Origin of the sequence: Microbacterium sp. NPDC077391, from assembly GCF_040686955.1 — a bacterium.
Classification (GTDB): Bacteria; Actinomycetota; Actinomycetes; order Actinomycetales; family Microbacteriaceae; genus Microbacterium; species Microbacterium commune.
In genome coordinates this window covers 127,928-143,832 of the sequence record NZ_JBFBMI010000004.1, presented here as the reverse complement: position 1 = coordinate 143,832, position 15,905 = coordinate 127,928, and the positions used below count along the sequence as shown (strand labels likewise).

General features: G+C 66.3%; 27 protein-coding genes. 1 reads left to right on the top strand and 26 read right to left on the bottom strand.

Translation table 11 applies throughout. The features are described from left to right. Nucleotides 1-25 precede the first annotated feature (25 nt). From rplQ to AB0O65_RS11610, 7 genes are all read right to left on the bottom strand, one after another. Nucleotides 26-541: a 50S ribosomal protein L17 gene (gene rplQ / locus AB0O65_RS11640; RefSeq protein ID WP_271639531.1), complete on the bottom strand. Its 516-nt coding sequence runs from the start codon at nucleotides 539-541 to the stop codon at nucleotides 26-28. A gap of 35 nt (nucleotides 542-576) precedes the next feature. Then, a complete protein-coding gene (locus tag AB0O65_RS11635; RefSeq protein ID WP_271639530.1) occupies nucleotides 577-1,566 on the bottom strand; it encodes a DNA-directed RNA polymerase subunit alpha in 990 nt (329 codons plus the stop codon). A 127-nt stretch (nucleotides 1,567-1,693) separates the two neighbouring features. Continuing rightward, entirely contained in the window at nucleotides 1,694-2,092 is a 399-nt protein-coding gene (gene rpsK, locus AB0O65_RS11630; protein WP_071644012.1) for a 30S ribosomal protein S11, read from the bottom strand. A gap of 27 nt (nucleotides 2,093-2,119) precedes the next feature. Continuing rightward, complete coding sequence (rpsM, locus tag AB0O65_RS11625) at nucleotides 2,120-2,494, bottom strand: 30S ribosomal protein S13 (protein ID WP_071644010.1); 375 nt, start codon at nucleotides 2,492-2,494, stop codon at nucleotides 2,120-2,122. Between the two features lie 178 nt (nucleotides 2,495-2,672). Continuing rightward, entirely contained in the window at nucleotides 2,673-2,789 is a 117-nt protein-coding gene (gene rpmJ, locus AB0O65_RS11620; RefSeq protein ID WP_071644008.1) for a 50S ribosomal protein L36, read from the bottom strand. A 65-nt stretch (nucleotides 2,790-2,854) separates the two neighbouring features. Continuing rightward, a complete protein-coding gene (gene infA / locus AB0O65_RS11615) occupies nucleotides 2,855-3,076 on the bottom strand; it encodes a translation initiation factor IF-1 (RefSeq protein ID WP_017201569.1) in 222 nt (73 codons plus the stop codon). Between the two features lie 152 nt (nucleotides 3,077-3,228). Continuing rightward, nucleotides 3,229-3,888, bottom strand: coding sequence for a thioredoxin domain-containing protein (locus AB0O65_RS11610; protein ID WP_071644006.1), 660 nt, complete (start codon nucleotides 3,886-3,888; stop codon nucleotides 3,229-3,231). Between the two features lie 381 nt (nucleotides 3,889-4,269). On the opposite strand from AB0O65_RS11610, the gene AB0O65_RS11605 reads away from it, so the two are divergent. Further along, a complete protein-coding gene (locus AB0O65_RS11605; protein ID WP_363385279.1) occupies nucleotides 4,270-5,265 on the top strand; it encodes a hypothetical protein in 996 nt (331 codons plus the stop codon). A 100-nt stretch (nucleotides 5,266-5,365) separates the two neighbouring features. Here the strand turns inward: AB0O65_RS11605 and map are convergent, their stop codons facing one another. From map to rplB, 19 genes are all read right to left on the bottom strand, one after another. Further along, complete coding sequence (map, locus tag AB0O65_RS11600) at nucleotides 5,366-6,214, bottom strand: type I methionyl aminopeptidase (protein ID WP_313480170.1); 849 nt, start codon at nucleotides 6,212-6,214, stop codon at nucleotides 5,366-5,368. Nucleotides 6,215-6,221: 7 nt separating this feature from the next. Next, nucleotides 6,222-6,842: an adenylate kinase gene (locus tag AB0O65_RS11595; RefSeq protein ID WP_363385276.1), complete on the bottom strand. Its 621-nt coding sequence runs from the start codon at nucleotides 6,840-6,842 to the stop codon at nucleotides 6,222-6,224. Further along, nucleotides 6,839-8,161, bottom strand: a complete 1,323-nt coding sequence (gene secY / locus AB0O65_RS11590) for a preprotein translocase subunit SecY (RefSeq protein WP_071640251.1) — start codon at nucleotides 8,159-8,161, stop codon at nucleotides 6,839-6,841. The genes AB0O65_RS11595 and secY overlap by 4 nt, the downstream gene beginning before the upstream one ends. Before the next feature lie 113 nt (nucleotides 8,162-8,274). Continuing rightward, on the bottom strand, nucleotides 8,275-8,856 hold the full coding sequence (gene rplO, locus AB0O65_RS11585) for a 50S ribosomal protein L15 (RefSeq protein ID WP_083428546.1): 582 nt from the start codon (nucleotides 8,854-8,856) through the stop codon (nucleotides 8,275-8,277). Beyond that, nucleotides 8,856-9,041, bottom strand: a complete 186-nt coding sequence (rpmD, locus tag AB0O65_RS11580) for a 50S ribosomal protein L30 (RefSeq protein WP_071640253.1) — start codon at nucleotides 9,039-9,041, stop codon at nucleotides 8,856-8,858. The genes rplO and rpmD overlap by 1 nt, the downstream gene beginning before the upstream one ends. After that, complete coding sequence (rpsE, locus tag AB0O65_RS11575) at nucleotides 9,041-9,700, bottom strand: 30S ribosomal protein S5 (protein ID WP_256220971.1); 660 nt, start codon at nucleotides 9,698-9,700, stop codon at nucleotides 9,041-9,043. The genes rpmD and rpsE overlap by 1 nt, the downstream gene beginning before the upstream one ends. 20 nt (nucleotides 9,701-9,720) lie before the next feature. After that, the gene (gene rplR / locus AB0O65_RS11570) at nucleotides 9,721-10,080 is read right to left on the bottom strand and encodes a 50S ribosomal protein L18 (RefSeq protein ID WP_071640257.1); all 360 of its coding nucleotides are present in this window, start codon (nucleotides 10,078-10,080) and stop codon (nucleotides 9,721-9,723) included. 2 nt (nucleotides 10,081-10,082) lie between these two features. Beyond that, complete coding sequence (gene rplF, locus AB0O65_RS11565) at nucleotides 10,083-10,619, bottom strand: 50S ribosomal protein L6 (RefSeq protein ID WP_071640259.1); 537 nt, start codon at nucleotides 10,617-10,619, stop codon at nucleotides 10,083-10,085. Between the two features lie 6 nt (nucleotides 10,620-10,625). After that, on the bottom strand, nucleotides 10,626-11,024 hold the full coding sequence (gene rpsH / locus AB0O65_RS11560) for a 30S ribosomal protein S8 (RefSeq protein ID WP_071640261.1): 399 nt from the start codon (nucleotides 11,022-11,024) through the stop codon (nucleotides 10,626-10,628). Nucleotides 11,025-11,186: 162 nt separating this feature from the next. After that, nucleotides 11,187-11,777, bottom strand: a complete 591-nt coding sequence (rplE, locus tag AB0O65_RS11555; RefSeq protein WP_071640263.1) for a 50S ribosomal protein L5 — start codon at nucleotides 11,775-11,777, stop codon at nucleotides 11,187-11,189. Next, nucleotides 11,777-12,136, bottom strand: a complete 360-nt coding sequence (gene rplX / locus AB0O65_RS11550; RefSeq protein ID WP_191712775.1) for a 50S ribosomal protein L24 — start codon at nucleotides 12,134-12,136, stop codon at nucleotides 11,777-11,779. The genes rplE and rplX overlap by 1 nt, the downstream gene beginning before the upstream one ends. 2 nt (nucleotides 12,137-12,138) lie before the next feature. Beyond that, nucleotides 12,139-12,507: a 50S ribosomal protein L14 gene (gene rplN, locus AB0O65_RS11545; protein WP_071640267.1), complete on the bottom strand. Its 369-nt coding sequence runs from the start codon at nucleotides 12,505-12,507 to the stop codon at nucleotides 12,139-12,141. Beyond that, nucleotides 12,504-12,818, bottom strand: a complete 315-nt coding sequence (gene rpsQ / locus AB0O65_RS11540; protein WP_071640270.1) for a 30S ribosomal protein S17 — start codon at nucleotides 12,816-12,818, stop codon at nucleotides 12,504-12,506. Before rpsQ ends, rplN begins: the two co-directional genes overlap by 4 nt. After that, on the bottom strand, nucleotides 12,818-13,132 hold the full coding sequence (gene rpmC / locus AB0O65_RS11535) for a 50S ribosomal protein L29 (protein ID WP_071640272.1): 315 nt from the start codon (nucleotides 13,130-13,132) through the stop codon (nucleotides 12,818-12,820). Before rpmC ends, rpsQ begins: the two co-directional genes overlap by 1 nt. Next, nucleotides 13,132-13,551 (bottom strand): 50S ribosomal protein L16, encoded by a 420-nt coding sequence (rplP, locus tag AB0O65_RS11530; RefSeq protein ID WP_071640274.1) that lies wholly within the window; start codon nucleotides 13,549-13,551, stop codon nucleotides 13,132-13,134. The genes rpmC and rplP overlap by 1 nt, the downstream gene beginning before the upstream one ends. Continuing rightward, on the bottom strand, nucleotides 13,551-14,315 hold the full coding sequence (gene rpsC, locus AB0O65_RS11525; RefSeq protein ID WP_071640276.1) for a 30S ribosomal protein S3: 765 nt from the start codon (nucleotides 14,313-14,315) through the stop codon (nucleotides 13,551-13,553). The genes rplP and rpsC overlap by 1 nt, the downstream gene beginning before the upstream one ends. Next, nucleotides 14,315-14,716 carry a 50S ribosomal protein L22 gene (rplV, locus tag AB0O65_RS11520; protein ID WP_071640278.1) on the bottom strand — a complete coding sequence of 134 codons (402 nt, stop codon included), beginning with the start codon at nucleotides 14,714-14,716 and terminating at the stop codon, nucleotides 14,315-14,317. Before rplV ends, rpsC begins: the two co-directional genes overlap by 1 nt. A gap of 38 nt (nucleotides 14,717-14,754) precedes the next feature. Then, nucleotides 14,755-15,036, bottom strand: coding sequence for a 30S ribosomal protein S19 (gene rpsS, locus AB0O65_RS11515; RefSeq protein WP_071640280.1), 282 nt, complete (start codon nucleotides 15,034-15,036; stop codon nucleotides 14,755-14,757). A 12-nt stretch (nucleotides 15,037-15,048) separates the two neighbouring features. Further along, entirely contained in the window at nucleotides 15,049-15,888 is an 840-nt protein-coding gene (rplB, locus tag AB0O65_RS11510; RefSeq protein WP_071640282.1) for a 50S ribosomal protein L2, read from the bottom strand. Between the last annotated feature and the right edge of the window lie 17 nt (nucleotides 15,889-15,905).

Below are 15,905 nucleotides of genomic sequence, written 5' to 3'. Positions count from 1 at the left end.
GGCTTCTTCATGCGGAGGGAAGGACTTACTCGGCCTTCTCCTCGGCGGGAGCCTCGGTGGTCTCCTCGGCGGTCTCGACCGGAGCCTCGGTGGTCTCCTCGACGGGAGCCTCCTCGACCTTCTCGGCCTTGGGCGCCTCGGCCTTAGCGGCGGGCTTCGCAGCCTTGCGCTTCGGGGTGACGGGCTCGAGGACGAGCTCGATCACGGCCATGGGGGCGTTGTCACCCTTGCGGTTGCCGACCTTCGTGATGCGGGTGTAGCCACCCTGACGGTCGGCGACCAGCGGAGCGATCTCGTTGAACAGCACGTGCGCGGCGTCCTTGTTCGAGCGCAGCACGGTGAGCGCACGACGACGCGCGTGCAGGTCGCCGCGCTTGCCGAGCGTGATCAGGCGCTCGGCGAGCGGACGCAGGCGCTTCGCCTTGGTCTCGGTCGTCTTGATCGACTTGTGGGTGAACAGCGCTGCCGCGAGGTTCGCGAGAAGAAGGCGCTCGTGTGCGGGGCCGCCTCCGAGGCGGGGACCCTTGGTGGGCTTGGGCATAATCGTCTAGCTCCTGGTCAGAAAGATGTCGGGTTTCAGAAGGACTCGTCTTCGCCTGCGCTGTAGAAGTGGGCGCCGTCGAAACCGGGCACCGAATCCTTCAGCGACAGACCGAGCGAGACGAGCTTGTCGCGCACCTCGTCGACCGACTTCTGTCCGAAATTGCGGATGTTCATCAGCTGCGTCTCCGAGAGGGCGACCAGCTCCGAAACGGTGTTGATGCCCTCGCGCTTGAGGCAGTTGTACGAGCGCACCGACAGATCGAGGTCCTCGATCGGCATGGAGAGCTCGCTGGAGAGCACAGCCTCGACCGGCGCCGGGCCGATCTCGATGCCCTCGGCCTCGACGTTCAGCTCGCGGGCGAGGCCGAACAGCTCGGTGAGGGTCTTGGCTGCGGAGGCGACGGCGTCGCGCGGGAGGATCGACGACTTGGTCTCGACGTCCAGCACGAGCTTGTCGAAGTCGGTGCGCTCACCGGCACGGGTGGCGTCGACGCGGTAGCTGACCTTGAGGACCGGCGAGTAGATCGAGTCGACCGGGATCTGACCGGCCTCTGCGTACTCGTTGCGGTTCTGTGCTGCCGAGACGTAGCCGCGGCCGCGCTCGATGGTCAGCTCGAGCTCGAAGCGAGCGGTGTCGTTGAGCGTCGCGATGACCAGGTCGGGGTTGTGCACCTCGACGCCCGCCGGAGCGGAGATGTCGGCTGCGGTGACCTCGCCGGCGCCCGTCTTGCGCAGGTACGCGGTGATGGGCTCGTCGCGCTCGCTGGAGACGACCAGCTGCTTGATGTTGAGGATGATCTCGGTGACGTCCTCCTTCACACCGGGGATCGTGCTGAACTCGTGCAGCACGCCGTCGATGCGAATGGTGGTGACCGATGCGCCGGGGATCGACGAGAGAAGGCTGCGACGCAGAGCGTTGCCGATCGTGTATCCGAAACCGGGCTCCAGGGGCTCGATGATGAACCGGCTGCGGTTCTCGGAGATCTTTTCCTCGTTGAGAGTGGGACGCTGTGCAATGAGCACTATGTGTTCCTTTCGATCACATGCCCGCTATATGACATGTGTGGGGTGAGGTCTGAAGTTGTGGGGAATCTGGGGGCGAGTCCGCCTCTCCCGTGCCGCGTGGGCTCAGGAAGGGCAGACTGCGAGATCAGACGCGACGGCGCTTCGGCGGGCGGCAGCCGTTGTGGGCCTGAGGCGTGACGTCCTGGATGGACCCCACCTCGAGGCCGGCGGCCTGCAGCGAGCGGATCGCGGTCTCGCGGCCGGAGCCCGGACCCTTCACGAAGACGTCGACCTTCTTGACGCCGTGCTCTGCCGCCTGGCGGGCAGCGGACTCCGCGGCCATGCCGGCGGCGTACGGCGTCGACTTGCGCGAGCCCTTGAAGCCCACGCCACCCGACGAGGCCCAGCTGATGACAGCGCCGGACGGGTCGGTGATCGAGACGATGGTGTTGTTGAACGTCGACTTGATGTGGGCCTGGCCCAGCGCGATGTTCTTCTTTTCCTTGCGGCGCGGCTTGCGCGCGGCGGCCTTGGGTGCAGCCATGAAAGTGTTCTCCTATTCCCTGGCCGCTTAGCGGGCCTTCTTCTTGCCGGCGACGGTGCGCTTCGGGCCCTTGCGGGTACGCGCGTTGGTCTTGGTGCGCTGACCGCGGACCGGAAGGCCGCGGCGGTGACGCAGACCCTCGTAGGAGCCGATCTCGACCTTGCGGCGGATGTCGGCGGCGACCTCGCGGCGCAGGTCACCCTCCACCTTGTAGTTGCCTTCGATGTGATCGCGCAGTGCGATGAGCTGCTCGTCGGTGAGGTCCTTGACGCGGATCGACTCGTCGATCTCGGTCGCCTGGAGGATCTCGACGGAACGGGTGCGGCCGATGCCGTAGATGTAGGTGAGGGCGATCACCACGCGCTTGTCGCGCGGGATGTCAACGCCGGCAAGACGTGCCATGCGGTTCTCCTGGAGTGTTGTGGAGGTGTGGAGCAGCATCCGGTCCCGGGCCTCCGCCCCGAGGTGTCCGCCGCGATCGCCCGTGAGGGGCGAGCCGCGGCATCCGATGCTGCCTGTTTTCGATATTCAGTTCTTCAGCTGCCGGGCCCGATGCCGAAGCACGTGGCCCGACCCCTGCTCAGCCCTGGCGCTGCTTGTGACGCGGGTTCGACTTGCAGATGACCATGACGCGACCGTGACGACGGATCACGCGGCAGTGGTCGCAGATGGGCTTGACGCTGGGGTTGACCTTCATGATGTTTCCTGTTCGCTGTCTTCACCGGGCAGGCGGGAACGCCTGGGGTGTTACTTCTCGACCGATCAGCGGTAGCGGTAGACGATCCGACCGCGGGTCAGATCGTAGGGCGAGAGCTCCACGACCACGCGGTCCTCGGGGATGATGCGGATGTAGTTCTGCCGCATCTTTCCGGAGATCGTGGCGAGCACCTTGTGTCCGTTGCTGAGCTCAACGCGGAACATCGCGTTGGGCAGCGCCTCGGAAATGACGCCCTCGATCTCGATGACACCGTCTTTCTTAGCCATAGCCTCGCTGACGCTTCTGCAGATCGGTCGATCTGCGGTGGGTGGGTGATGAGTGTGGTGCGACCTGTTCGGACACGCCGGAACAAGGCACAAGGCACCAAAGAACTAAGATATACCCTTGGCGGCCCTGCGGCAAATGAAGCCCGGCTCGATCAGGGCAGCACCTTGGGGAGCTCGGTGTTGATCTCGCTGATGTCGAGACGCTTGCCGTTGATCTCGACCGTCGGAGTGCCCGTGATCTCGTGCGCCTTGGCCTGCGCGGCGCCGTACTTCAGGTAGGTGCCGTCGTCGATGCACTCCGCCGCCTTGTCGGCGCCCACCTGGTCGGCGATCTCCTTCAGCTGATCGTCGGTCAGGCCGGTCGAGTTCTCCTGAGGCTGGTTCGCGAACAGCGCGTTCATGAAGTCGAGCGCCTTGTCGGGGTTGTTCTCGGCGACGCAGTACATTGCCGCCGCTGCGCGTGACGAGTAGTCCGTACCCTGCGAGAGGTGGTCGAGGATCGCGATCGGGTGCACCTCGAGGGTCAGCTGGTCGGACGCTGCGGCCTCCTGCAGCTGCTGGCCGTACGCCTGCTCGAACGAGTTGCACGCCGGGCACATGAAGTCGATGTAGGTCGAGACGACGTCCTCGCCCTCGCCGAAGCTGATGGCCCCGGTCTCGGAGTTGACGATCTCGCCCTTCGGAGCCGGCCCCGCGTCGGTGGCCTGGTTGTTCAACCAGACGACGACCGCGCCCAGCGCGACAAGCACGATGACGACGGCGGCGGAGATTCCGATGGCGAACCAGTTGGGCTTGCTCTGGGCGTGGGCCATGACAGTCCGATCTTCAGCACAAAATTGTCGCGTCCATTCTCCCCCGCGCACGCTATGCCTGCCATGTGAGCCTTCGGGCGGCGGGCCCTTCGGCCTTCCGCCCTTCCTTTCGGCGAGCCGCCTGCCGGTGGCCGCCCCCCTCCGCCTCCCCCTCCTCCGCCGCCTCCCCTGCCCCATAAACCAGATCCAGCGCGAGAAACCAGATTCCGCATGAGAAACCAGCGCAGCGGTGGGTTCTCACGCAGGAAGAGGTTTCTCACGCACGAAGGGGTTTCTGCTTCGGCCGCACTCACCCTGCACAGGCAGCGCTTCCGTCCGAATGCTCCACAGATCGCCGGATTCGTCTGCGCGGCCAGAGCCAACCAGGCATCCTCGAGTCGTATGACCATCACCCTCGACCACCGAGCGATCAATCAGTCGCCACTCGCTCTTCTGACGGCGTCGGAGGCGCGGATGCTCGGCATCGGCCTCGGCGTGCGACAGTACGCACGCGTGCGCGCCGGGATCTACGTCGCACGCGCGGCGTACGAGAAGCTTCCCGGTTGGCAGCGATACGCCGTCCGGGTCCACGCGTTCGTCCGCAAGCATCCCGACGCCGTCCTCTGCCTCGAGTCCGCCGCCGTGCTGCTCGGGCTGCCCTACTTCAACGAACCCAAAGACATCCACGTCTACGACGCGGACCGCTCGGCGTCCCGGCGCTTCGGCGACGTCGCGGTGCACACCGGCGCAGACCCGCGTGCGGTCGGCGACGTCCGCGGCGCGCTGACCACCTCTCCAGTCGACACCGCCATAGACCTGATGCGCGTGCTCCCCCTCGCGCAGGGGCTCGCGGTCGCCGACGCGGCGATCTCGCCCAAGCAGCAGGGGTTCACCAGCGTCAGGGGGATGCGGGATCTCGGGCTGTCACAACGGAACCGGCGCGGCCGCGGTCGGATGAACTGGGTACTCGACCACGCCGATGATCGTGCGGAGTCTCCGGCGGAGAGCGTGAGCCGAGCTGTCATCGGCTGGTGCGGTTTCGAGCATCCGGAGCTGCAGCGGGAGTTCCACTATGAGGGCGAAGATGACCGCGTCGACTTCCTGTTCCCCTCGGTGGGCGCCATAGGTGAAGCGGACGGGTGGGGGAAGTATGACTTCGACGACCCGAGGAAGGCGGAGCAGCACCTGCGAAACGAGAAGCGCAGAGAGGACAGGCTGCGGCGACATGGACATGCCTTCGCGCGTTGGGACCTGAGCGATGTCTGGAAGATCACGCCGCTCGTCACGGCGCTGCGTGCGGCTGGTGTGCCTCTCAAGCATCCGCGCGAGACGGCGAAGCTGGCCAGCCTCAAATCCCGGCCGCGCGAGAAACCATATCGAGCGCGAGAAACCACTTGAGACGTGGTTTCCCACGCTGGATGTGGTTTCCCACGCGAGAAGTGGTTTCTCAGCCCAGCCGGCGACGCGAAGCCGGGCCCCGAGCCGACAGGGTTCGGGGCTACGGGATGGGGACGGGGGTCACGCCGAAGGGCGCGAGGCCGGCGGCGCCGCCGTCGGGCGCGGTGAGCACCCAGATGCCGCCCTCGTGACGAGCCACGCTGTGCTCCCAGTGCGATCCGTCGGAGCCGTCGATCGTCGAGACCGTCCAGTCGTCGTCCTCGATGAACGTCGCCTCTCCCCCGGCCGTGACCATCGGCTCGATGGCGAGCACGAGCCCGGGGCGGATCTCGGCCCCGGCATCGGGAGTGCGGTAGTTGAACACGCTGGGCGCCTCGTGCATCTTGCGCCCGATGCCGTGCCCGACGTACTCGCGCAGGATGCCGTAGGTCTCTCCCGACACCTCTGAGGGTCCCTGCGCCTCGATGTAGTCCTGGATGGCCGCTCCGAGGTCGCCGAGATGGGATGCGGATGCCATGGCGGCGATGCCCGCCCACATGGACCCCTCGGTGACCCGGGAGAGCTCCTCCCGGCGCGCCACGAGCTCCGGCCGGGACTCATCGGGAACCACGAAGGTCACCGCGCTGTCGCCGTTCCAGCCCTTGAACTGGGCGCCGCAGTCGATCGAGACGATGTCGCCCGGCTCGAGCACCCGGTCGCCAGGGATGCCGTGCACGACCTGCTCGTTGACCGAGATGCACGTCGTGTGGCGATACCCGCGCACGAGCTGGAAGTTCGATTCCGCACCGCGATCGAGGATGGTGCGCTCGGCCACGGCATCCAGCTCCGCGGTCGTCATCCCCGCCCGCACCAGCGGACGGATCGCGTCGAGAGCCGCGGCGGTGATCAGCCCCGGCTCGAGCATCGAGCGCAGCTGGGCGGGCGTCTTGTAGATCGACTTGCGGAACATCGACAGGTCAGACCAGCTGCCCAATGCCGCGCGCGGCGAGGGCAGCCGAGATGCGCGCGGTGATCTCGTCGAGGGAGCCGACGCCGTCGATGCGATCGACGATGCCGCGCTCCTCGTACATCGAGATGATCGGAGCGGTCTCGTGCTCGTAGATGTCGAGACGGTGCGCGATGGCCTCCTCCGTGTCATCGGAGCGGCCCTGCTCCACAGCACGCAGGCTGAGGCGCGCGATGCTCTCCGCGCGGGGCACGTCGAGCAGGATGACCGCGTCGAGCGACGCGTCGTGCTCGCCGAGGAACGCGTCGAGGTGATGCACCTGCGCGGTGTTGCGGGGGTAGCCGTCGAGCAGGAAGCCGCCCTGCGCGTCGTCCTGCGACAGGCGGTCGCGGACGATCTCGCTGGTCAGCTCGTCGGGCACCAGGTCGCCGGCGTCGAGGATCGCGGTGACCTTCTGCCCCAGCTCGGTGCCCTCCTTGATGTTGGCGCGGAAGATGTCGCCGGTCGACACGACGGGGATGTTCAGCGCCTCGGCGACGCGGATGCCCTGGGTGCCCTTGCCGGAGCCCTGCGGGCCGACGATCAGAAGACGAGCGGAAGCGAGGTCGTCCTGAGCCTGTCGAAGTGTCATCGGAGGAGCCCTTCGTAGTGGCGCTGCTGCAGCTGCGCGTCGATCTGCTTCACCGTCTCGAGGCCGACACCCACGATGATGAGGATCGAGGCGCCACCGAACGGGAAGTTCTGGTTGGCCTGCACCGTCGCCAGCGCGATCAGCGGAATCAGCGCGACGAGGCCCAGGTAGAGCGAACCGGGGAACGTGATGCGGGTGATGACGTAGTCGAGGTACTCCGCGGTCGGACGCCCGGCGCGGATGCCGGGGATGAACCCGCCGTACTTCTTCATGTTGTCGGCGACCTCGACCGGGTTGAACGTGATCGCGACGTAGAAGTACGTGAAGCCGATGATCAGCAGGAAGTACGCGGCCATGTACAGCGGCTGGTCGCCGGATGCCATGTTCGCCAGGATCCACGCCACCCACGCGGGCGGCTCGCTGCCGTCGGCAGGGGTGTTGAACTGCGCGACGAGCATCGGCACGTACAGCAGCGACGAGGCGAAGATGATCGGGATCACACCCGCCATGTTGACCTTGATCGGGATGTACGTGTTCGTGCCCCCGTAGGTGCGGCGGCCGACCATGCGCTTGGCGTACTGCACGGGCACGCGGCGCTGCGACTGCTCGACGTACACGATCAGCGACATCACGACGATGCCGATGATCATCACCAGCAGGAACGTCTCGAAGCCCTTCGCCTCCCAGATCGCCCACATCGACGACGGGAAGGTGGCGGCGATGGAGGTGAAGATGAGCAGCGACATGCCGTTGCCGATGCCGCGCTCGGTGACGAGCTCGGCCATCCACATGATCAGACCCGTTCCCGCGGTCATCGCGATGATGATGAGCGCCTGCGCCCACCACACGTCGTTGGTCAGCAGGTTGTTGCAGGCTGCGACGTCGGTCTGACCGAACAGCTGCCCGCTGCGCGCCACGGTCACCACGGTCGCAGACTGCAGCAGTGCGAGCGCGATCGTGAGGTAGCGGGTGTACTGGGTGAGCTTGCTCTGGCCCGCCTGGCCCTCCTGGTGGAGGGTCTCGAAGTGCGGGATGACGACGCGCAGCAGCTGCGTGATGATCGTCGCGGTGATGTAGGGCATCACGCCGAGGGCGAAGATCGACAGCTGCAGCAGCGCACCGCCGGAGAAGAGGTTGACCAGTCCGAGCAGTCCGTCGGTGCCGGCGTTGGCCGCGAGGCACTGCTCGACGTTCGGGAAGTTCACGAAAGGAGCCGGCACGTTCGAGCCCAGACGGTACAGAGCGATGATGCCGATGGTGAAAAGGATCTTCTGCCGCAGGTCAGGCGTGCGGAAGATTCGCGCGATGGCGCTAAACAAGGGCGTTCCTCCTGAAGGGATTGCCGAACGTGGAAGGACGGCCGAAAGTCCAGGGTAACGCAAAGGAGGGGCCGGATGATCTCCGACCCCTCCCAGCGTTCACTGCAGCCTGATCAGTTGACCGAACCGCCGGCGGCGACGATCTTCTGCTCGGCGCTGCCGGAGACCTTGTCGACCGACACGGTCAGCTTGACCGAGATGTCGCCGTCGCCGAGGACCTTGACCTTCTCGTTCTTGCGCACGGCACCCTTGGCGACCAGGTCGCTGACGGTGACATCGCCACCCTGCGGGTACAGCTCCGCGAGCTTGGCCAGGTTCACGACCTGGTACTCGACGCGGAACGGGTTCTTGAACCCGCGCAGCTTCGGGGTGCGCATGTGCAGCGGCATCTGCCCACCCTCGAAGCCGGCGCGCACGGTGTTGCGCGCCTTGGTGCCCTTGGTTCCACGACCGGCCGTCTTGCCCTTCGAGCCCTCACCGCGACCGACACGGGTCTTCGCGGTGTGAGCGCCGGGGACCGGACGCAGGTGGTGCACCTTCAGGACAGACGGACGCGCGGCCGGAGCCTCGGCATCCTTCTTGGCCGGAGCCTTCTTGTCGGCAGCCTTGGCCGGAGCGGCCTTGGCGGCAGCCGGCTTCTTGGCGGCGGACTTCGGGGCCTTCTCGGCCTCGACGGTTTCGTTCTTCTCAGCCATTAGTCGATCTCCTCAACCTTGACGAGGTGCGCGACGGCGCGGACGTAGCCGCGGGTCTGAGCGTCGTCGGGACGAACGACCGAGTCGCCGATCCGCTTGAGACCGAGCGAACGCAGCGTGTCGCGCTGGTTCTGCTTCTCGCTCACCTTGGACTTGATCTGCGTGACCTTGAGGCGCTCAGCCATCAGGCACCTACCTTCTGCGCTGCGGCGGCGGCAGCGGCCTTCGCCTCGTTGCGGATGATGATCTCCGGCACGACGGCGTCGTAGTCGAGACCACGACGGGCGGCGACGGCGCGCGGCTCCTCGAGGCCCTTGAGCGCCTCGACCGTGGCGTGCACGATGTTGATCGTGTTCGACGAGCCGAGCGACTTCGACAGGACGTCGTGGATGCCCGCGCACTCGAGCACGGCGCGAACCGGACCGCCGGCGATGACACCGGTACCGGCAGCGGCCGGACGAAGCAGCACCACACCTGCGGCGGCCTCACCCTGCACGGGGTGCGGGATGGTCGAGCCGACGCGCGGAACGCGGAAGAAGTTGCGCTTGGCCTCTTCGACGCCCTTCGAGATCGCCAGGGGGACCTCGCGGGCCTTGCCGTAGCCGACGCCGACCAGACCGTTGCCGTCACCGACGACCACGAGAGCGGTGAAGCTGAAGCGACGACCACCCTTCACGACCTTCGAGACGCGGTTGATGGTGACGACGCGCTCCAGGAACTGGTTGTCCCCGCGGTCGCGCGAGTTGCGGTCGCGGCTCTGGCCACGGTCGCGACCGCCACGGCGGTTGTCGCGCTGCTCACGCTGCGGCTCGGCCTGAGCCTCGGCAGGAGCGGTTTCGGTCACTTCGTTCTCCTTGATGTCACTCACAGTGCCAGCCCCCCTTCACGGGCGCCTTCGGCGATGGCTGCGACACGACCGGCGTAGCGGTTGCCGCCACGGTCGAACACTGCCTCGGAAACGCCGGCGGCCTTCGCGCGCTCAGCGACGAGCTCGCCGACCTTGCGGGCCTTGGCGGTCTTGTCACCGTCGAAGGAGCGCAGCTCGGTCTCGAGCGTGGAAGCGGAAGCCACCGTGTGGCCCTTGGCGTCGTCGACGAGCTGCACGAACACGTGGCGCGCGGAGCGGTTGACGACGAGACGCGGGCGGACGTCGGAGCCGACGATCTTCTTGCGAAGACGTGCGTGGCGACGCGCGCGGGCGGCGGACTTGGACTTGACAGCCATGGTTACTTACCAGCCTTTCCGGCCTTGCGACGCACGACCTCGCCGGCGTAGCGCACACCCTTGCCCTTGTACGGCTCGGGCTTGCGGATCTTGCGGATGTTGGCAGCGGCCTCGCCGACAGCCTGCTTGTCGATGCCACTCACGGTCACCTTGTTGGTGCCCTCGACCGTCAGGGTGATGCCTGCGGGCGGGTCGACCAGGACCGGGTGCGAGAAGCCGAGAGCGAACTCGATCGAGTTGCCCTTCTGCTGCACGCGGTAACCGGTGCCGACGACCTCGAGACCCTTGGTGTAGCCCTGGGTGACGCCGATGATGTTGTTGCTGATGAGGGTACGGGTCAGACCGTGCAGCGAGCGCGACTCGCGCTCGTCGTCCGGGCGGGTGACGAGAACCTGGTTCTCCTCGACCGTGACCTCGATGGGGTTGGCCAGGGTGAGCGACAGCTCGCCCTTGGGGCCCTTGACTGCGACCTCGCGGCCGTCGACCGAGACGGTCACGCCGGAGGGGATGTCGATGGGAAGTCGTCCGATTCGCGACATGTCAGATCACCACACGTAGGCGAGAACTTCTCCGCCCACGCCCTTCTGCTCAGCCTGACGGTCGGTGAGGAGACCGGAGGAGGTGGACAGGATGGCAACGCCCAGGCCGCCGAGGACCTTGGGCAGCTCGGTCGACTTCGCGTAGACGCGCAGACCGGGCTTCGACACGCGCTTGATGCCGGCGATGGAGCGCTCACGGTTGGGACCGTACTTGAGCGAGAGGGTGAGGTTGCTGCCGACGCGGGCGTCGGTGACCTCGAAGCCGGCGATGTAGCCCTCCTGCTGGAGGATCTCGGCGATGTTCGTCTTGAGCTTGCTCGACGGCATGGTCACGGAGTCGTGGTGGGCCGAGTTCGCGTTGCGCAGACGGGTCAGCATGTCTGCGACCGGGTCTGTCATCGTCATATCTGGTTTCCTTCGATCATGAGGTTCCGGCTGCCGTTACACGGCAGACGGCCTTCGATGAGAGTCGCGCCCGAGCGGACGCACAATCTTCAATTGTACGGGATGCGGGGAGGGATGCCGTGCAGCATCCCTCCCCGCATCCCGAAGCGCGCGGCGCTTCGATCAGGCGGGGGCGTCGGCGGCCTTGAACGGGAAGCCGAGCGCGCGCAGGAGTGCGCGACCCTCGTCGTCCGTCTTGGCCGTCGTGACCACGGTGATGTCGAAGCCGCGGACGCGGTCGATCTTGTCCTGGTCGATCTCGTGGAACACGCTCTGCTCCTGGAGACCGAAGGTGTAGTTGCCGTTGCCGTCGAACTGGTCGGCCGACAGACCGCGGAAGTCGCGGATGCGCGGCAGCGCCAGGTTGACGAGGCGGTCGACGAACTCCCACGCACGGTCGCCACGGAGGGTGACGTGCGCACCGATGGCCTGGCCCTCGCGCAGCTTGAACTGCGCGATGGACTTGCGGGCCTTGGTGACGATCGGCTTCTGACCGGTGATCTTGGTGAGGTCGTCGATGGCGCCCTCGATCACCTTGGAGTCACGAGCCGCCTCACCGACACCGGTGTTGACGACGACCTTCACCAGGCCGGGGATCTGCATGACGTTCGCGTAGCCGAACTGCTCCTGCAGAGCCTTCTTGATCTCGGTGTTGTACTTCTGCTTCAGGCGAGGCTGGGTCTTGCCAGTCTCAGCAGCAGTTGCCGTTGCCATCAGAGGTCCTTACCTGACTTCTTCGCGTAGCGCACGCGGACCGTGCGCTTCACGCCGTCCTTGACCTGCTCCTCGACGCGGTGGCCGACGCGGGTCGGCTTCTTGGTCGAGGGGTCGACGAGAGCGACGTTGGAGATGTGGATCGGGGCCTCGACGGTCTCGATGCCACCGGTCTTGGTGCCGCGCTGGGTCTGGCCGACACGGCTGTGGCGGGTGACGAAGTTGACACCCTCCACGACGACGCGGTTCTGCCCGACGAGGACCTCGAGGACCTTGCCCTGCTTGCCGCGGTCGCCGCCCTTGTCCTGCTTGCGGCCGCTGATGACCTGAACCAGGTCACCCTTCTTGATTTTCGCCATGATCAGATGACCTCCGGGGCGAGCGAGACGATCTTCATGAACTTCTTGTCGCGAAGCTCACGACCGACCGGTCCGAAGATGCGGGTGCCGCGGGGCTCCCCGTCGTTCTTCAGGATCACGGCGGCGTTCTCGTCGAACTTGATGTACGAACCGTCGGGACGACGCGTCGACTTGACGGTGCGGACGATGACGGCCTTGACCACATCGCCCTTCTTGACGTTGCCGCCGGGAATCGCGTCCTTGACGGTCGCGACGATGGTGTCGCCCAGACCGGCGTAGCGGCGGCTGGAACCACCGAGAACGCGGATTGTGAGCAGCTCCTTGGCGCCGGTGTTGTCGGCGACCTTGACGCGGGACTCGGTCTGGATCACTTTGCCTTCTCCAGGATCTCCACCAGACGCCAGCGCTTGGTGGCGCTCAGCGGGCGGGTCTCGTTGATGAGAACGAGGTCGCCGATGCCGGCGGTGTTGTTCTCGTCGTGCGCCTTGACCTTCGAGGTGACGCGGATGACCTTGCCGTAAAGCGGGTGCTTCACGCGGTCCTCGACCTCGACGACGATGGTCTTGTCCATCTTGTCGCTGACGACGTAGCCACGGCGCGACTTGCGGTATCCGCGCGCGTCTGCGTCGCGGACGTCGTGCTCGCCGTGCTCGACGGCGTCAGCAGCCTTCTTCTCAGCCATTACTCGGCCTCCTCCTTCGGCGCCTCAGCCTCGTCGGCCTTCTTCGCCTTCGCCTTGGACGCCTTCTTGGCCGGAGCCTCGACCGGAGCGGGCGTCGCACGGATGCCCAGCTCGCGCTCGCGGATCACGGTGTAAAGGCGCGCGATGTCGCGCTTGACGGCGCGGATGCGGCCGTGGCTCTCCAGCTGGCCGGTGGCCGACTGGAAACGGAGGTTGAACAGCTCCTCCTTGGCCTTGCGCAGCTCCTCGACGAGGCGCTGGTCTTCGAACGTGTCGAGCTCGCTCGGTGCGAGCTCCTTGGTGCCGATCGCCATTACGCGTCGCCCTCCTCGCGCTTGATGATGCGTGCCTTGAGCGGCAGCTTGTGAATGGCCCGGGTGAGCGCCTCGCGAGCGAGTTCCTCGCTGACGCCCGCGACCTCGAAGAGGACGCGGCCCGGCTTGACGTTGGCGACCCACCACTCGGGCGAGCCCTTACCCGAACCCATGCGGGTCTCAGCGGGCTTCTTGGTGAGCGGGCGGTCGGGGTAGATGTTGATCCACACCTTTCCACCACGCTTGATGTGACGGGTCATCGCGATACGAGCGGACTCGATCTGACGGTTGGTCACGTAGGCGGGGGTCAGCGCCTGGATGCCGAACTCACCGAACGACACCTTGGTGCCACCGGTGGCCTGGCCCGAACGCTTCGGGTGGTGCTGCTTGCGGTACTTGACCTTGCGAGGGATAAGCATCAGGCAGACGCTCCTTCTGCGACGGGAGCCTCGTTGCGACGGTCACCGCGGTCGCCACGGGGGCCACGACGGTCGCCACGCTCGCGCGAAGGCTTCTGGTTGGCCTGCTCGCGAGCAAGCTCCTTGTTGGTGAGGTCGCCCTTGTAGATCCAGACCTTCACGCCGATGCGGCCGAAGGTGGTCTTCGCCTCGTAGAAGCCGTAGTCGATGTTCGCGCGCAGCGTGTGCAGCGGCACACGACCCTCGCGGTAGAACTCCGAGCGGCTCATCTCCGCGCCGCCGAGGCGGCCGGAGACCTGGATGCGGATGCCCTTGGCGCCGGCGCGCTGAGCGCCCTGCAGACCCTTGCGCATCGCGCGACGGAACGCCACACGAGCAGAGAGCTGCTCGGCGATGCCCTGCGCGACGAGCTGAGCGTCGGCTTCGGGGTTCTTGACCTCGAGGATGTTCAGCTGGATCTGCTTGCCGGTGAGCTTCTCGAGGTCACCGCGGATGCGCTCGGCCTCGGCGCCACGGCGGCCGATGACGATGCCCGGACGCGCGGTGTGGATGTCCACACGCACGCGGTCGCGGGTGCGCTCGATCTCGATGTTCGAGACGCCGGCGCGGTCGAGCTGCGTCTGCAGCAGACGACGGATCTTGATGTCCTCGGCGACGTAGTCGGCGTAACGCTGGCCCGGCTTCGTCGAGTCCGAGAACCAACGCGACACGTGGTCCGTGGTGATGCCGAGGCGGAAGCCGTACGGGTTGACCTTCTGGCCCATTACTTGCTCGCCTTCTTCGTCTTGGCCGCCGGTGCGGCCGCGTCAGCGGCCTCCGGGGTGGCCAGCACGACCGTGATGTGGCTCGTGCGCTTCTTGATCTGCGAGGCACGACCCTGAGCACGGGGGCGGAAACGCTTGAGCGTGGTGCCCTCGTCGACGTACGCGTTCTTCACGTACAGGTCCTGCTCGTCCAGGAATTCGCCGTCACGGTCGGCCTTGACCGACGCGTTGGCGATGGCGGAGTGCACGAGCTTGTAGATCGGCTCGCTGGCACCCTGCGGTGCGAACTTCAGAATGGCCAGTGCTTCCTGCGCCTGCTTGCCCTTGATGAGCGCGACGACACGACGAGCCTTCTGAGGGGTCACGCGAATGTGCTTGACGCGTGCGATGGATTCCACCATTGTTCTCCTCCTCTGTTTCTGTCCAGAGCGTCACCGCGTCAGCGGCGACGGCCCTTCTTGTCGTCCTTCTCGTGGCCGCGGAAGGTGCGGGTGGGCGCGAACTCGCCCAGCTTGTGGCCGACCATGGTCTCGGTCACGAACACAGGGATGTGCTTGCGACCGTCGTGCACGGCGATGGTGTGTCCCAGCATTGCGGGGATGATCATCGAGCGACGCGACCAGGTCTTGATGACGTTCTTCGTACCGGACTCGTTCTGTCCGACCACCTTGCGAAGCAGGTGCTCGTCGACGAAGGGGCCCTTCTTGAGACTGCGTGGCATCTTCCTCTACTCCTACTTGCGCTTCTTGCCAGCGTTGCGGCGGCGGACGATGTACTTGTCACTTTCCTTGTTGGCGTGACGGGTACGACCCTCAGCCTGACCCCACGGGGAAACCGGGTGACGACCACCGGAGGTCTTGCCCTCACCACCACCGTGCGGGTGGTCGACCGGGTTCATGGCGACACCGCGGACGGTCGGGCGGACGCCCTTCCAGCGCTTGCGGCCGGCCTTGCCCCAGTTGATGTTCGACTGCTCGGCGTTGCCGACCTCGCCGATGGTCGCGCGGCAGCGCGCATCGACGTTGCGGATCTCGCCCGAGGGCAGACGCAGCTGGGCGTAGGGGCCGTCCTTCGCGACCAGGCGCACCGAGGCGCCGGCCGAACGAGCCATCTTCGCTCCGCCGCCGGGACGCAGCTCGATGGCGTGGATCACGGTACCGGTGGGGATGTTCTTCAGCGGCAGGTTGTTGCCGGGCTTGATGTCAGCGCCGGCACCCGACTCGACGACGTCGCCCTGCTTCAGCTTGTTCGGGGCGAGGATGTAGCGCTTCTCGCCGTCGAAGTAGTGCAGCAGCGCGATGCGCGCGGTGCGGTTGGGGTCGTACTCGATGTGCGCGACCTTGGCGTTGATGCCGTCCTTGTCATTGCGACGGAAGTCGATGACACGGTACTGGCGCTTGTGGCCACCACCGATGTGACGGGTCGTGATGCGGCCCTGGTTGTTGCGACCACCGGTCTTCGAGAGCGGGCGCAGCAGCGACTTCTCAGGCGTCGATCGGGTGATCTCGGCGAAGTCAGCCACCGACGAACCGCGGCGACCCGGGGTCGTGGGCTTGTACTTGCGAATAGCCATTATCTGTCCTTATCCCC

Bases quoted from the DNA above. Each gene is read 5' to 3' on its own strand.
- rplQ (WP_271639531.1), bottom strand. From the start codon at position 541: ATGCCCAAGCCCACCAAGGGTCCCCGCCTCGGAGGCGGCCCCGCACAC.
- rpsK (WP_071644012.1), bottom strand. From the start codon at position 2,092: ATGGCTGCACCCAAGGCCGCCGCGCGCAAGCCGCGCCGCAAGGAAAAG.
- rpsM (WP_071644010.1), bottom strand. From the start codon at position 2,494: ATGGCACGTCTTGCCGGCGTTGACATCCCGCGCGACAAGCGCGTGGTG.
- rpmJ (WP_071644008.1), bottom strand. From the start codon at position 2,789: ATGAAGGTCAACCCCAGCGTCAAGCCCATCTGCGACCACTGCCGCGTG.
- infA (WP_017201569.1), bottom strand. From the start codon at position 3,076: ATGGCTAAGAAAGACGGTGTCATCGAGATCGAGGGCGTCATTTCCGAG.
- AB0O65_RS11610 (WP_071644006.1), bottom strand. From the start codon at position 3,888: ATGGCCCACGCCCAGAGCAAGCCCAACTGGTTCGCCATCGGAATCTCC.
- AB0O65_RS11605 (WP_363385279.1), top strand. From the start codon at position 4,270: ATGACCATCACCCTCGACCACCGAGCGATCAATCAGTCGCCACTCGCT.
- map (WP_313480170.1), bottom strand. From the start codon at position 6,214: ATGTTCCGCAAGTCGATCTACAAGACGCCCGCCCAGCTGCGCTCGATG.
- AB0O65_RS11595 (WP_363385276.1), bottom strand. From the start codon at position 6,842: ATGACACTTCGACAGGCTCAGGACGACCTCGCTTCCGCTCGTCTTCTG.
- rplO (WP_083428546.1), bottom strand. From the start codon at position 8,856: ATGGCTGAGAAGAACGAAACCGTCGAGGCCGAGAAGGCCCCGAAGTCC.
- rpmD (WP_071640253.1), bottom strand. From the start codon at position 9,041: ATGGCTGAGCGCCTCAAGGTCACGCAGATCAAGTCCAAGGTGAGCGAG.
- rplR (WP_071640257.1), bottom strand. From the start codon at position 10,080: ATGGCTGTCAAGTCCAAGTCCGCCGCCCGCGCGCGTCGCCACGCACGT.
- rplF (WP_071640259.1), bottom strand. From the start codon at position 10,619: ATGTCGCGAATCGGACGACTTCCCATCGACATCCCCTCCGGCGTGACC.
- rpsH (WP_071640261.1), bottom strand. From the start codon at position 11,024: ATGACGATGACAGACCCGGTCGCAGACATGCTGACCCGTCTGCGCAAC.
- rplE (WP_071640263.1), bottom strand. From the start codon at position 11,777: ATGGCAACGGCAACTGCTGCTGAGACTGGCAAGACCCAGCCTCGCCTG.
- rplX (WP_191712775.1), bottom strand. From the start codon at position 12,136: ATGGCGAAAATCAAGAAGGGTGACCTGGTTCAGGTCATCAGCGGCCGC.
- rpsQ (WP_071640270.1), bottom strand. From the start codon at position 12,818: ATGGCTGAGAAGAAGGCTGCTGACGCCGTCGAGCACGGCGAGCACGAC.
- rpmC (WP_071640272.1), bottom strand. From the start codon at position 13,132: ATGGCGATCGGCACCAAGGAGCTCGCACCGAGCGAGCTCGACACGTTC.
- rplP (WP_071640274.1), bottom strand. From the start codon at position 13,551: ATGCTTATCCCTCGCAAGGTCAAGTACCGCAAGCAGCACCACCCGAAG.
- rpsC (WP_071640276.1), bottom strand. From the start codon at position 14,315: ATGGGCCAGAAGGTCAACCCGTACGGCTTCCGCCTCGGCATCACCACG.
- rplV (WP_071640278.1), bottom strand. From the start codon at position 14,716: ATGGTGGAATCCATCGCACGCGTCAAGCACATTCGCGTGACCCCTCAG.
- rpsS (WP_071640280.1), bottom strand. From the start codon at position 15,036: ATGCCACGCAGTCTCAAGAAGGGCCCCTTCGTCGACGAGCACCTGCTT.
- rplB (WP_071640282.1), bottom strand. From the start codon at position 15,888: ATGGCTATTCGCAAGTACAAGCCCACGACCCCGGGTCGCCGCGGTTCG.